This is a genomic window from Paenarthrobacter sp. PH39-S1 (genome assembly GCF_030063245.1).
Taxonomy (GTDB): domain Bacteria; phylum Actinomycetota; class Actinomycetes; order Actinomycetales; family Micrococcaceae; genus Arthrobacter_M.
Window position 1 is genome coordinate 1 of sequence record NZ_JASISR010000014.1, and the last position, 12,636, is coordinate 12,636.

The window sequence follows — 12,636 nt, forward strand, 5'->3', positions numbered from 1 at the left end:
AAATCCTGGAAGGTTCCGCCGCCGACCCAGCACACCAGCCCCGGCCGACCATGTCGGCATCAACCTCCCCGAAACAAGAACAGCCACGCTAAGCGCCAAGTGACTCCATACAGCTTGACATTTTTCGAACGCACCGGAAACAGGAACCGGAGTATGTCCCTGGTCCCGGGCGCTGGCGGGTTCTCATGGTTTTGCTGGTCACGATTTTCATGTCGCTGGCGGGCGTGAGCATTGTCAACGTAGCGCTGCCCTCGATCCAGACGGGTCTGGGGGCCAGCCAGTCGGAGATCCAATGGGTGCTCTCCGGCTACGCGCTTACATTCGGTGTGGTGCTGCGTTTCGCCAGCCATTCATCGCGGTGGGCGTCCGTCTCGCGTGCCTCCTTGTTGCCGGCCGAAACGCCAAGCCAGGAACCTATTCCAGAGCCAACCCCTGCGAGCGCATATCCCCGGCCGCAGTACATAGACGCCGCGACGCCGATAACCAGAACAATGACAGCGAACAGAACAATCTTGGTTCTTCTGCTCACGGTGTTCCTTATACCCAGGCTCCTCTGCTAGTCCTTGGCCAGAATGTCATCGGCCAGCCGGACGAGTTCCGGTGCGGCGTCTGCAGTAATCGCGGCGCCGGTTTTGGTGGCGGTCGCGGCCAGGGTGCCTTTGAGTGCTGTGACGGTCAGCGTGGTCTGGGTTCTCCCGTCAGCCGTGGTCTGGGTGGCCAGCGCTCCGAATGACTTGTCCCCGCTGGTTTTGACCTCAACCGGCTGGATCTGACTGGTGATCTTTTGGCCACCGGCTTCGATGGTAAAGGTGGCACACTGGGCGGCGGCTTCGTTGGACTTTGCGAGCTGGCCGACCATGATCTGTGGATCCTTGACGGCAACGACGGTGACAACGACGGCGGTCTGCTCCGCTGCCGATTGGCTGGTCCCGCCGGCGTAGGTGCTGCCCTCGGGGATCTGTCCGTTGTCGGCGGCAAATACATTACAGGCCGCCGGAGTGACGACCGCACTTTGGAGCAGCTGGCGGGCCTTCGCGATGCCCTGGTCCACTTGTGCCGCCGGGATTACCGAAAAGGGTTGCCCTTGGGCATCCTTCAAACCAGAAAGCAAGGTGGCCAGTTCTTCATTGGTGTGGGTCTCCGGAGTACTCGTGGCAGCCGGCGTGGGCGTGGAGCTGGACACAGCCGGGGAAGGGCCCGCGGCGGCTGCGGAGGAATCCGCCCCCGGAGCTCCGCCTCCGCACCCCGCTAAGGCCAATGCCAGCACCCCGGTTGCGGTGGCGATCATCAACGGCGCCGTGCGTCGTTGGAAGCCCTGCCGTTGCAATCCACTGTCTTGGACGCCACTGATTTGGAATTTACTGCCTTGGAATCCTTGGAATCCTTGGAATCCTTGGAATCCTTGGAATCCTTGTGGTGGCTGCGCGCTCCGTTGTTTCATATGCCGGCCCTCCGGATCGTAAGTGACGTCGATAGGGAAAACGTACATTCTCAGTATGGTGAAAAATATAGGTACTTCGACCGAAAGATTAGGTACCCGGGTGTGAGGATTGGTGACCTTGAGCGAACGGACCTGCACGTCCGCCATTGCGCCGCCGTGGTGTTTGCCTCGACAGCCGTCAGCCTGTGGGTTGCCCGTCCTGTGAGATGCCCGTTGGGTCCGGCGACTCCCATTCCGGGGCCGGCAGCCGGAGATTCCGAACCGCGAACCGTTGGATTGAAACCGTATTAGGACTAGCCTGAAGACGCATCGTGCAGGCATAACCACACTGGGAGATGAATATGACTGATAACACCTATCGCATCATCGAGGTCGTCGGAAGCTCGACCACGGGCTCCGACGACGCCATCGCGAACGCCGTCGAGCGGGCGAGCAAGACCTTGGAGAACCTGGATTGGTTCGAAGTGATTGAGGTCCGCGGCCATATTAAGGACGGCTTGATCGAGCACTACCAGGCGCACATCAAGGTTGGGTTCAAGCTCAACGGGCCGGCATAGTTGGGTTCAACGGTCCGGCATAGTCTCCGATATCCGCAAGATGTCCTTGACCAGCCGTGGATCGCCTCAACTCTCGCACCGCGCTACCAGCAGCTTAGGCAAGATCGAACCTGCTCGGCGCGCCGGGGGCATTGCTAAGCCTGCGATCGCCTGTCATCAGCGGGAGGTCGAGACGCACCGCCAAGGCCACGTAGAGCGCACCGACGGAGCCAGGAGGAACTGCTCCTGGCGGATTCTCTCTTAGCCGGCCAGGAATTCGATCGCGGCGTTCTTGAAGGCCCGTGAGGTGACGGCGTTCGTGTGGTTGCGGCCGGGGAGCAGCACCTGTTCGCTGAGGCTGCTGAGGGCCGCCAGGTCCCCCATGGTCGCGGCCCTTTCATCCTTATCTCCGGCAATGAGCAGCATCGGCATCTTCGGCACCGCCTCGGCCGGATCAAACGGCTCGAGTTTAGCCGCCTCGATCAGGGACAAGAGGGAGAAGAGGTTATTGGACGGCAGCAGTTGCGCCATTTTCAGCAACGCGGCAGTGGACGCATCCGCAATGGGCGTGCCGTCCGCCAGATACTGCTGAGCCGCGGGAAGATCAAAAGCGGCCAGCGGATCCAGCCCACCCGCCCCGCCCAGCACCAGACGGTGCACCAGCTCGGTCTGTGTGGCGCCGAATTCCCAGGCCAGTCGGGACCCGAGGGAATAGCCGATTACATCGAGCCCCGTGGTGGTGTCGCCGTCGTGCAGCGGACGAACGCCGCGGTCGGAAACGAGCTGCAGGATATCCGCCCGGATCCGGCTGGGCGTGTATGAATCCAGGTCGTCGGGTGCGGCGCTTCCGCCGTGGCCGGGCAAATCGACGGTGATGACCCTGCGGCCGGCGCTGTTCAGCGCACTCAGCCAGCCGGTGTCGGCCCAGTTCAGTTTTGCGGAGGAGGCGAATCCGTGCAGCAGCAGCACTGGGCGCAGGCCCGCATCGGCTGCCGGCACATACGTCTGGATGTACAGCTGCGGATCCGTGCCCTCGACGGTGTGGCCGGGGAGCTGCGCGGAGTGCCTGCCGTGAGTTTCCATTCGCCTGGCTCCTGTGCGTTTCGGTGGAATCGTTCCATGTCCGAGTATTCCATCTTTCGTTCCGGTTCATGTCCGGTGTTCCGTCCGCACCGTCTGCTACGCCCGCTGTCGTCCGCGGCACCCAGCCACCCGCCGTCGGCAACCGTCCGCCGTCGTGCTTAATCGTCCTCCGGCGGCGCACTGAGCCGGACGCGGCGCCGGGGCGCCTCTTCGACCGGCACGGTTCCCACGATCCCCGCCGTGTTGTCCGGAACCTCAAAGACAATCAGCGGCTCACCGACGGCGATGGTGCCGCCGGGCTCGCCATGAATGCGCACTACCTTGCCGGCCTGCGGTGACGGCAGTTCCACCGCGGACTTGGTGGTCTCCACCTCCACCAGCGGCTGATTGCGCTCCACCTGATCCCCGGGCGCCACCAGCCACTCCAATACGGTGGCCTCGATCAGGCCTTCACCGAGATCCGGCAGGGGGAACGAAATTTCAGCCACGGCGGTACTCCAATACGCGTTGCATGCCGAACAGGATCCGGTCAATGTTGGGGATGTATTCGTCTTCAAGATCGCCCGACGGGTACGGCACATCGAACCCGGTGACCCGTTCCACCGGTGCCCTGAGCGTGCCGAAGCAGCGCTCGGTGACCAGAGCTGCGACTTCGGCGCCCAGTCCGGCCGTCAGCGGGCCCTCATGGACGACGACGGCGCGCCGGGTTTTGGTGACGGAGGCCGCCAGTCCTTCGGCGTCGATCGGTTTGAGCCAGCGCAGGTCCAGCACCTCGACGTCGATGCCGTCTTCGGCAGCCAGCTCGGCTACCTGCAGGCAGCGGGCGACCATTGCGCCCCACGCGATCAGGGTGAGGTGTTGGCCGGTGCGGACGACTTTGGAACTGAGATTGTCGTTGGCAGCGTTGGCAGCGTTGGCAGCGTTGGCAGCCGCAGAGGTGTCGCCGACGCCGACCGCGGCGTCGAACCCGCCGCCGTCGAACCCGCCGCCGTCGAACCCGCCGCCGTCGAACCCGCCGCCGTCGGACGCGCCGCCGTCGAACCCGCCGCCGTCGAACCCGCCGCCGTCGGACGCGCCGCCGTCGAACGCGCCGTCGTCGAACACCACCACGCCCTTTTGCCAGTAGCGCGACTTGGGCTCCATAAACACTACGGGGTCAGGCAGGGACGCGGCGTACTTGAGTTGATGGTAGGCCTCGTGCGGGGACGACGGCGAGACCACCTTGAGCCCGGGCACGTGGGCAAAGAGCGCCTCTAGGCTTTCGCCGTGCAGCTCGGGCGCACGGATGCCGCCGAAGCTGGGCACACGCAGGGTCACCGGCATGGGCAGAGTGCCCCGGCTGCGGTAGTTCATCCGGGCCAGCTGGCAGACGATCTGGTTCACCGCCGGGTAGGAGAAGCCGTCGAACTGGACCTCGGGGATGGGGTGCAGACCGGCCATGGCCAAGCCGACGCTCATCCCGAGGATGCCGGACTCCGCCAGTGGGGTGTCGAAAACCCGGGCGGCGCCGAACTCGGTTTGCAGGCCGTCGGTGATCCGGAATACTCCGCCGAGCACACCCACGTCTTCACCCAGCACCACGGCCTTCGGGTCCCCGGCCAGGATTTCACGCAGGGCCAGGTTCAGTGCCTGCTGCATCGACATGGTTTCCGTGCGGCCAACGGGCTGAGCGTTCCCGCCGGCAATCGGCTCCAAATTGTGCCGCGCACGGACTCTGTCCGGAGCGTCGCTCAGGCGTCCGTCCACGCCCTGAACGCCCAGCTCGGCCGCCCCCGCGTCCGCCGCCCCGGCGGCCTCGACGTTGTGCCGGGCGGCCTCCAGATCGCTGGAATGGACGTTAATCTGATCGGTTGGGGTGTTAGACATGTTCGGACTCCTCGCGCCAGCGCCGTGCCTGTCCGGCCAGGGCCGGGGTGGATTCCTGGAAAACAAAATCGAACATTTCGGTGCCGTGTCTGGGGCCCAGCGCGGCCACCCCGGCCCGGATCTCCTCCTCTTCCGCCTTTGCCGTTTTCAGTGCCTCGGTGAAGAAGGCATCATCGGCGAGTCCCTCGGCAAGCAGCCGGTCCCGGAGCACATCGAGCGGATCCGTGCCCGCGTCCGTGCTTTCCGCTTCCAGGGTTCGGTACCGGCCCGGATCGTCGCTGGTGGAATGCGGCCCGCGGCGGTACGTCATGGCTTCGATAACCATGGGGCCTTTACCGGCGCGGCAGTGTGCCAGCGCCGTGCGCATGGCCCGGACGACGGCCACCACGTCGTTGCCGTCGATCTGCAGCGACGGTATCCCGTAGCCGGCGGCGCGCGCGGCGACGGATCCGCCGGCCACCTGTCGTTCGGTGGGTACGGAGATGGCCCAGCCGTTGTTCTGCGTGAAGAACACCACCGGGGCCTTCATCACGGCGGCAAAGTTCATTGCCTCATGCACATCGCCCTGTGAGCTGGCGCCGTCGCCGAAGTAGCTTACGGCCACGCCCTGCTTTTCCGGCGGAAGGCCGGAGAGTTTCTGCCCGTGCGCCCAGCCGACGGCGTGCAGCACTGACCCGGCCACAACGGCCTGGATGGGAGCCATTCGGGACTTCACCGGATCGTAGAGCCCGCCGTGCCAGCTTGCTTTGTGCGTGGACATGTAACCGATCATGTCCACGCCCATCGCCCGGGCCACACCCATTTCCCGGTAGGTCGGGAAGACAAAGTCGCGATCAAGGTCGACGGCGAACCCGCTGCCAACCTGCGCGGCTTCCTGTCCCAGCTCGGGGGCATAGCCGGGGATCAGCCCCTGCCGTTGCCAGCCGACGGCGGACGTGTCCAGATGACGGACGGCCGCCATGAGCCTGTACAGTTCGCGCAGTTCGTCGCCGGTAAGGTCTGCACTGCCGGGGCCCGCATTGGTGAGCTCCGCGCCGGACCTGGCGGCGCCGTCGTCGGCCATCAGATTCCGGCCGGACGGGAAGAGGAGGTCTTCATGGCTTCATCCTTCGACGGGTGGTTACGGCGTGCGGGTCAAGTGGGGGCGTGCGCGCCATTGAGCACGCCTTCCACCTGTGACCGTAGTCACCCCGGGCAGCGTGCGCAATCTGAATGACACAGCGGCATCAAACTGCACAATTGTGGGTCCGTCGGGGCGCCGGAGGTTGACAAATTGTCCAGGTCAAAGCCAAGGGGAGGAGGGTGCAGGCGAGGCCGGTCCTATGTGAACGACTGCTAATTTGGACGACGAGTTCGTGGCTCAGGCCCGGGAGCCCACAGGAATCAACGCGCGGTCTGCTCTGATTCGTGAAGCATTGACGGCGCTGATCGCCAGGGAAAGCTCCAGCCGGCTGTCCCATCTGGGGGCTCCATCATAACCAGCCCACCGTCGATCCGGCCGTCCGGCCCAGGGCTTTTTCGGCTAGACGGAAAAGGCCCCGCTGTTGGGGTTGGCCGCCGCCATCTTACCGAGGGCCCACATCACCAGGATGATCAGGGTGCCTGCCACCAGATAGGAAATCAGCACGGCGGGCCCGACTTCGTTGTCATCTTGCGGCGATCCTTCCGTTCGTGAGTCCCTCAATATCCTGCGGCCGGTCTATTGAATTTATCGCTTCCCGGCGATCCGTCGGACAGCACCGTGGAACAATGATCGCAAGCTGTACAACGCACCGGCGGTATGTCGACAAATTGCCCTGCGTCTGGTGAACAACGGAAGGTTTGTGATGGGCATTGACGCTTTGGATGCCAAAATTGTGCGTCTTTTTACGGATTCACCCCGGATTTCCGTGCTGGAGGCTTCCCGCGTCCTGAAGGTAGCGCGGGCCACAGTGCAGTCGCGGCTGGACCGGATGCTGGAAACGGGCGTGATCGGCATCTGGGCGCCGCAGCCCGACCCCGCTGCCTTCGGCTTTCCGGTCGTGGCGTTCTGTTCGCTGACCATCAACCAGGATTTGGGGCACGACGCCGTCGTGGCGGCTCTGGCGACGATTCCGGAAATCCTGGAGATCCACACTGTGTCAGGCGGCAGCGATCTGATGACCAGAGTGGCGGCCCGCTCCAACTCGGACCTGCAGCGGGTGCTGGACGCCATGATCGCCACCAAATCGGTGCGCCGCTCCGCATCGGTCATGGTGCTCAACACCCATTTCCAGGGCCGGACCCTGCCGCTGCTGGAAGCCGCCGCGGAAACTCTCTGATGCGCCGGCGCTACGCGGCTCCCCCGATGGTGCAGCGATATGGTCGCCTCAGATGCTCGCCGGAAGCGGGCTCGTTCGTGACCTTGTTTTGATTTCCGTTTTGATTTCCGCGTTTCCGGCCGTAAACTTAGTTCAGGTCAAAAAGACTTTAACTAACTGCCGGCTTCCGGCGGAGGCGGTGAGCACCATGGTACCTCCGGATTTTCTGATGTCCGCGAACGTCTCCGAACGCCTGGAGCAGCCTCCCTCGCTCGCCATCTCAACCGTCATCTTCGCACTGCGCCCCAGTGAATCATCGGGTCGTCCCACCCTGTGGCTTCCGCTGGTGAGACGGATCCGCGAACCTTTCCGGGGCCGCTGGGCTCTTCCCGGTGGCCCGCTGACGCAACGGGAGTCGCTGCAGGGCGCGGCGGCGCGGAGTCTGCAGGAGACCACGCGCCTGGTGCCGCAGTATCTGGAACAGCTCTACGCCTTCGGCGGCCTGCACCGCTCCCCGAGCCAACGCGTCGTTTCGATTGTCTATTGGGCTTTGGTCCAGCCCACCGAGGCGGCACTGGCGGAGGAATCCACCAACGTGAAATGGTTCCGTGCCGATCAGCTGGAACCACTGGCCTTCGATCACAACGAGATTGTCGATTATGCGCTCTGGCGGCTGCGCAACAAAATGACCTACGGCACGATTGCCTACCACCTGCTCGGGGAGAAATTTACGCTGGCACAGATTCGCGAGGTGTATGAGGCCGTGCTGGACCGCACCCTGGATCCGGCCAATTTCCGACGGCAGCTCACGGCGGATCCGCAGATCGAAGCCACCGGGGAATACCTGCAAGGCGGCAAGCACCGGCCGCCCCGGCTCTACCGCTATACCGGCGCAGACGGATCAGACGCCGCCGGACCAGACGCCGCCGTAACAGGGACAACCGGACCAGACGGCGCCGCATCAGGGACCGTCGGATCAGACGCCGTGGCTCCTGCCGCTGTGGGTGCACACACCGTCGTGGATCCCATCCACTGACACGTAACCACTTCATCCCCTGCAACCCCTTCGAGCGATTCAACCCTTCAAATCCGTCAGACCAAGGAAGCCCCCGATGTCATCAGTCAATGCTGCAATTGCGCTCATCACCCGCCAAGATGCGACCGTTCCGGCCCTCGACGCCGCGGGTCAGCCGGTTGCCCCAGCCGCAACCTGCGGTCCGGATCTGGCCACCGCCCCGTGGGAGTTTGATCTTGCCGAAGCGCTGGCCGGGACGCCCGGTTACGGACCCGGCGCGTCGTCGTCGGACGTGGCGCCTACCGCGACGCCCCGGCAGGGGCAGCTGCCGCAGGAATACAAAGACGCGAGCGACGCCGAACTGGAGGCCCGCATTTTGGCTGCCAAGGCGGAGCTCGGGGAACGCGTCGTGATTTTGGGCCATTTCTACCAGCGGGATGAGGTTATCCGGTTTGCCGATTTCGTCGGGGATTCCTTCCAGCTGGCCAATGCGGCCAAGGCCAAGCCCGCTGCGGAGGCGATCGTTTTCTGCGGTGTGCACTTTATGGCGGAGACCGCGGATATGCTTTCCGGCCCTCACCAGTCCGTGATTTTGCCCAACCTCGCCGCAGGCTGCTCGATGGCAGACATGGCGGACATCGAATCCGTCACAGCCTGCTGGGAGCAGCTTGAGGAGCTTTACGGCACAGAGCCCGACGGCGGCGGTCGGGTTCCGGTGATTCCGGTGACTTACATGAATTCCTCCGCCGCACTCAAAGCCTTTTGCGGTGAACATGGCGGCATCGTCTGCACCTCATCCAATGCGGCCACCGTGCTGGACTGGGCATTTGAACGCGGGCAGCGCGTCTTGTTTTTCCCGGACCAGCATCTTGGGCGCAATACCGCCAAGGCCATGGGCGTGCCGCTGGAGGAGATGCCCATGTGGAGTCCGCGCCAGCCCTGGGGCGGCACCGATGAACAGACGCTGCGGGACGCACGCGTGATTCTGTGGCACGGATTCTGCTCGGTGCACAAGCGCTTCAACGTCGGCCAGATCGAAAAGGCTCGGGCCGACTACCCCGGCGTCCAGGTAATAGTGCACCCCGAATGCCCTATGCCGGTGGTCGACGCCGCGGATGCGGCCGGTTCCACGGACTACATTCTCAAGGCTGTCCGGGCGGCGCCGGCCGGCAGCACATTCGCCATCGGCACGGAGATCAATATGGTCAACCGGCTGGCGGCCCAGCATCCGGAGCACACCATTTTCTGCCTGGATCCGGTGATCTGTCCCTGCTCCACCATGTACAGGATTCACCCGGGCTACCTGGCATGGGTGCTGGAAGGGCTACTGCGCGGGGAAGTGCTCAACCGGATCACGGTTCCGGAATCAATAGCGGTGCCGGCACGGGTGGCACTGGAGCGGATGCTGGCGGCGAAGCCGTGACCACCTCGGGAGCGGGGAATGCTGGGGGAGCGGGGAGCGCGGCCGCGCGCCGGATCGTCGTCGTCGGCAGTGGCATCGCCGGGCTTTACGGCGCCCTGCTGGCCGCGGAGGCAGGTGCCATGGTGACCCTGCTCACCAAGGGCGCGCTGGAGCAAAGCAATACCCGCTTTGCTCAGGGCGGGATCTGCGCCGTGCTCGGGTCCAATGACGCTGCCCCCGGGGACTCGGTGGAGGCGCACATCGCGGACACGCTTAAGGCCGGCGCCGGGCATTGTGACCCGGAGGCCGTGCGGATCCTGTGCACGGAGGCGAAGGACGATATTGCCCGCATGGAGAATTTCGGAGTCAACTTTGACATCGACGCTTCCTCCGGCGGCCGTGCGCTGGGCCTGGAGGCGGCGCATTCCGCGGCACGGATTCTGCACGCGGGTGGTGACGCTACCGGGGCCGCTATCGCGCAGGCGCTGATCGGCGCCGTGCTGGCACGTTCGGCCGACGACAGTGAGCTTTCCGACCACGGGCTTGCCGGCGGCAGGCTTTCCGACTGTGCGGAGCAGCGCGGGACATGGGTGGGCCACGGCCGGATCGCCGTCGTGGAGCATGCCTTTATGACGGAACTGACGACGACGGGAGGCCGGGTGGACGGCGTCAGCTACCTTCACGACGGTGCGGCCCATCAGGTGCAGGCCGACGCAGTGCTGCTCGCCACCGGAGGCGCAGGCAGGATGTTTGAATACACAACCAATCCCTCTGTTGCCACCGGAGACGGTCTTGCTGCTGCCTGGCGTGCCGGAGCGGTGGTTACCGATACCGAGTTCTTTCAGTTCCATCCCACGGCGCTCGCGGTTCCGGGTAATTTTATGATCTCCGAGGCTGTCCGGGGGGCGGGAGCAGTGCTGCAGGACAGCGCCGGACACCGGTTCATGCCGGACTACCACCCGGACGCCGAGCTGGCGCCCCGGGATGTAGTGTCCCGGAGCATCGCGCTGCACCTGGCCGCCATTGGTGCCGATCCGGATGCCACTGTTTTTCTGGACGCGACCGTGGTGGAGACGGCGCGGGGCGCGGGCTACCTGGCCTCGCGGTTCCCCACCATCGACGCCGCCGTACGGCGTCTTGGTTTCGACTGGACCCGGGAGCTACTTCCGGTCATCCCGGCGGCACACTACTGGATGGGCGGTGTGGCCACGGACCTGCTCGGTCGTACCTCCCTGCCCGGACTCTATGCAGCCGGGGAGGTGGCCTGCACCGGTGTCCATGGAGCGAACCGGCTGGCCTCGAATTCCCTGCTGGAGGGGCTCGTTTTCGCCCGGCGGGCGGTGGCCGACTTTACAGCCTCCGACTTCACTGGGGCCGGCAGTAAAGACGACTTCGTGGCTTCCGGCCTAGCGGGGGCGGAGCTCGCTGGGGGACGCATCGCCGCCAGGTCCATCGACTGTTCATACGATGGGGCTACCCGCTCCGAAACAGTGATTGCAGTGCATGCACTGCAATCACTGCATGCGCTGCATGCAGGATCGGAAACGGGATACGACTTTGAGGTGGCCGAGCTGGGACGGTTGATGGCCCGCAGCGCGTCGGTTATCCGCGACGGGGCCGGTCTCGACATTGCAGCCAAGCAGCTGGACGGCTGGGCGGCAGCAGCACCGTTAGCCGCATGGGCAGCAGTGCCAGTGGGATCTCAGACTGCGAAATTCGAAACGGCGGAGCCTGGGAGGGCCGGGAGGAAAGCGGTCCACATGGACCCCACGAAATTGCCTGACCAGCAGGAGTTTGAGCGCTGGAATCTGCTCACCGCGTCCCGGCTCTTGGTCCATGCCGCAGGACACCGAACGGAATCCATAGGAGCGCATTTCCGCAGTGACCATTCGGGCGCAGACGCCGCCGCACGCCCGGAAAAGCCATCCCGTGCTTTCTGGGTGAGGCGAAATGACTGGGACGTTTCTGGCACAGGCGGGTCGCAGGCGCCGGACCCCGGCGCCGGGCATGACGTCAGGATCAAGGAAAGCGAGCAATTATGAATGCCATCGACCCGGGAATTCTGCCCGAGCCGGCCGTCCGGAAAATCCTGCAGGCAGCGCTGGAGGAGGACGCACCCTATGGTGACATCACGTCCGCGGCTTTGGTGCCCCCGCGGGCCATGGCAACGGCCTCTCTGGTGGCCCGAGAACCGGGCATCTTCAGCGGTGGCGACGTTTTTGCGGCAGCCATGCGGCTGACAGATCCATTCGCCGAGGTTGAGCTCCTGGTGGCCGACGGGCAGGCCTTTGCAGCGGGTGCCCGGCTGGCAACGGTCACGGGGCTGGCCCAAGCGGTGCTGACCGCGGAACGGGTGGCGCTGAACCTGACCCAGCGGATGAGCGCGATTGCCACCGCGACGGCAGAGTACGTCCGGGCGGTGGAGGGAACCAAGGCACGGGTGACGGACACCCGGAAAACGACCCCGGGCCTGCGCGTGCTGGAACGCTATGCGGTCCGCTGCGGCGGGGGCCACAACCACCGGTTTTCCCTCTCCGACGCGGTCCTTGCCAAGGATAACCACCTGGCGGTGCTCACCGGGACGGACCCGGGAGGGCTGACCAAGGCGCTCTCTGGCGTCCGGGCGCGCTTGCCTCACACGGTACATTTCGAGGTGGAGGTCGATCGGCAGGATCAAATCGAGCCGGTGTTGGCCGTCGGAGTGGACACTATCATGCTGGACAACTTCGCGCTCGATGAACTGGAGGCCGGAGTTCGTCAAGTGGCCGGGCGGGCGCTGGTTGAGGCGAGCGGCAATGTGAAGCTCACAACGATCGCCGCGATCGCCCGCACAGGTGTGGACATCATTTCCGTCGGCGCGCTCACGCACAGCGTCCGTGCCTTGGATCTGGGGCTGGACATCAACGTCAATGTCGAGCCGGGCGCCAATGGCAAGGGCAGCGTAGGCAGTAACGGGCTCCCGGTGAACCGGCCAGAGCCCCGGCTCCCTGCCCCCAGTGGCATGGACGGTTAGG

General features: G+C 64.8%; 13 protein-coding genes and 2 pseudogenes. 8 read left to right on the forward strand and 7 right to left on the reverse strand.

Going from position 1 to position 12,636, the window contains the following annotated elements:
* Nucleotides 1–119: 119 nt before the first annotated feature.
* Nucleotides 120–335, forward strand: a pseudogene (locus QMG52_RS10415) (hypothetical protein); the annotation flags it as partial.
* Here the strand turns inward: QMG52_RS10415 and QMG52_RS10420 are convergent.
* Both QMG52_RS10420 and QMG52_RS10425 read right to left on the reverse strand, forming a co-directional pair.
* Nucleotides 308–529, reverse strand: coding sequence for a hypothetical protein (locus tag QMG52_RS10420; RefSeq protein ID WP_283560345.1), 222 nt, complete (start codon nucleotides 527–529; stop codon nucleotides 308–310). The pseudogene QMG52_RS10415 and the gene QMG52_RS10420 sit on opposite strands and share 28 nt — an antisense overlap.
* A 27-nt stretch (nucleotides 530–556) precedes the next feature.
* Entirely contained in the window at nucleotides 557–1,288 is a 732-nt protein-coding gene (locus QMG52_RS10425) for a hypothetical protein (protein WP_283560346.1), read from the reverse strand.
* A 494-nt stretch (nucleotides 1,289–1,782) separates the two neighbouring features.
* Between QMG52_RS10425 and QMG52_RS10430 the strand changes: the two genes are divergently transcribed.
* Nucleotides 1,783–1,998 (forward strand): dodecin, encoded by a 216-nt coding sequence (locus tag QMG52_RS10430; RefSeq protein WP_283560347.1) that lies wholly within the window; start codon nucleotides 1,783–1,785, stop codon nucleotides 1,996–1,998.
* Nucleotides 1,999–2,238: 240 nt separating this feature from the next.
* Here the strand turns inward: QMG52_RS10430 and QMG52_RS10435 are convergent, their stop codons facing one another.
* The 4 genes from QMG52_RS10435 to QMG52_RS10450 all read right to left on the reverse strand — a co-directional run bounded on the left by QMG52_RS10435 (nucleotide 2,239) and on the right by QMG52_RS10450 (nucleotide 5,887).
* On the reverse strand, nucleotides 2,239–3,060 hold the full coding sequence (locus QMG52_RS10435; RefSeq protein ID WP_283560348.1) for an alpha/beta fold hydrolase: 822 nt from the start codon (nucleotides 3,058–3,060) through the stop codon (nucleotides 2,239–2,241).
* A gap of 158 nt (nucleotides 3,061–3,218) precedes the next feature.
* Entirely contained in the window at nucleotides 3,219–3,548 is a 330-nt protein-coding gene (locus tag QMG52_RS10440) for a biotin/lipoyl-containing protein (RefSeq protein WP_283560349.1), read from the reverse strand.
* Complete coding sequence (locus QMG52_RS10445) at nucleotides 3,541–4,704, reverse strand: alpha-ketoacid dehydrogenase subunit beta (protein ID WP_283560440.1); 1,164 nt, start codon at nucleotides 4,702–4,704, stop codon at nucleotides 3,541–3,543. The genes QMG52_RS10440 and QMG52_RS10445 overlap by 8 nt, the downstream gene beginning before the upstream one ends.
* Before the next feature lie 214 nt (nucleotides 4,705–4,918).
* Nucleotides 4,919–5,887, reverse strand: coding sequence for a thiamine pyrophosphate-dependent enzyme (locus QMG52_RS10450; RefSeq protein ID WP_502920500.1), 969 nt, complete (start codon nucleotides 5,885–5,887; stop codon nucleotides 4,919–4,921).
* Between the two features lie 379 nt (nucleotides 5,888–6,266).
* Here QMG52_RS10450 and QMG52_RS22235 point away from each other — a divergent pair, with 379 nt between their 5' ends.
* Nucleotides 6,267–6,404, forward strand: coding sequence for a type II toxin-antitoxin system VapB family antitoxin (locus tag QMG52_RS22235; protein ID WP_502920497.1), 138 nt, complete (start codon nucleotides 6,267–6,269; stop codon nucleotides 6,402–6,404).
* On the opposite strand, the pseudogene QMG52_RS10455 reads toward QMG52_RS22235, so the two are convergent.
* Nucleotides 6,402–6,565 (reverse strand): annotated as a pseudogene (locus QMG52_RS10455) (amino acid transporter); the annotation flags it as partial. The gene QMG52_RS22235 and the pseudogene QMG52_RS10455 sit on opposite strands and share 3 nt — an antisense overlap.
* A 187-nt stretch (nucleotides 6,566–6,752) precedes the next feature.
* On the opposite strand from QMG52_RS10455, the gene QMG52_RS10460 reads away from it, so the two are divergent.
* From QMG52_RS10460 to nadC, 5 genes are all read left to right on the forward strand, one after another.
* Nucleotides 6,753–7,226: an Lrp/AsnC family transcriptional regulator gene (locus tag QMG52_RS10460; RefSeq protein ID WP_283560351.1), complete on the forward strand. Its 474-nt coding sequence runs from the start codon at nucleotides 6,753–6,755 to the stop codon at nucleotides 7,224–7,226.
* 208 nt (nucleotides 7,227–7,434) lie between these two features.
* Complete coding sequence (locus tag QMG52_RS10465) at nucleotides 7,435–8,241, forward strand: NUDIX hydrolase (protein ID WP_283560352.1); 807 nt, start codon at nucleotides 7,435–7,437, stop codon at nucleotides 8,239–8,241.
* Between the two features lie 76 nt (nucleotides 8,242–8,317).
* Nucleotides 8,318–9,643 carry a quinolinate synthase NadA gene (gene nadA / locus QMG52_RS10470; RefSeq protein WP_283560353.1) on the forward strand — a complete coding sequence of 442 codons (1,326 nt, stop codon included), beginning with the start codon at nucleotides 8,318–8,320 and terminating at the stop codon, nucleotides 9,641–9,643.
* Nucleotides 9,640–11,664 (forward strand): L-aspartate oxidase, encoded by a 2,025-nt coding sequence (locus QMG52_RS10475; RefSeq protein ID WP_283560354.1) that lies wholly within the window; start codon nucleotides 9,640–9,642, stop codon nucleotides 11,662–11,664. Before nadA ends, QMG52_RS10475 begins: the two co-directional genes overlap by 4 nt.
* Nucleotides 11,661–12,635 (forward strand): carboxylating nicotinate-nucleotide diphosphorylase, encoded by a 975-nt coding sequence (gene nadC, locus QMG52_RS10480; protein WP_283560355.1) that lies wholly within the window; start codon nucleotides 11,661–11,663, stop codon nucleotides 12,633–12,635. The genes QMG52_RS10475 and nadC overlap by 4 nt, the downstream gene beginning before the upstream one ends.
* The last annotated feature ends 1 nt before the right edge of the window (nucleotide 12,636 follow it).

What these genes read in the sequence shown, in the direction of transcription:
- QMG52_RS10425 (WP_283560346.1), bottom strand. Translation starts at nt 1,288, where the DNA reads ATGATCGCCACCGCAACCGGGGTGCTGGCATTGGCCTTAGCGGGGTGC.
- QMG52_RS10430 (WP_283560347.1), top strand. Translation starts at nt 1,783, where the DNA reads ATGACTGATAACACCTATCGCATCATCGAGGTCGTCGGAAGCTCGACC.
- QMG52_RS10435 (WP_283560348.1), bottom strand. Translation starts at nt 3,060, where the DNA reads ATGGAAACTCACGGCAGGCACTCCGCGCAGCTCCCCGGCCACACCGTC.
- QMG52_RS10445 (WP_283560440.1), bottom strand. Translation starts at nt 4,704, where the DNA reads ATGTCGATGCAGCAGGCACTGAACCTGGCCCTGCGTGAAATCCTGGCC.
- QMG52_RS10450 (WP_502920500.1), bottom strand. Translation starts at nt 5,887, where the DNA reads ATGGCGGCCGTCCGTCATCTGGACACGTCCGCCGTCGGCTGGCAACGG.
- QMG52_RS10460 (WP_283560351.1), top strand. Translation starts at nt 6,753, where the DNA reads ATGGGCATTGACGCTTTGGATGCCAAAATTGTGCGTCTTTTTACGGAT.
- QMG52_RS10465 (WP_283560352.1), top strand. Translation starts at nt 7,435, where the DNA reads ATGTCCGCGAACGTCTCCGAACGCCTGGAGCAGCCTCCCTCGCTCGCC.
- nadA (WP_283560353.1), top strand. Translation starts at nt 8,318, where the DNA reads ATGTCATCAGTCAATGCTGCAATTGCGCTCATCACCCGCCAAGATGCG.
- nadC (WP_283560355.1), top strand. Translation starts at nt 11,661, where the DNA reads ATGAATGCCATCGACCCGGGAATTCTGCCCGAGCCGGCCGTCCGGAAA.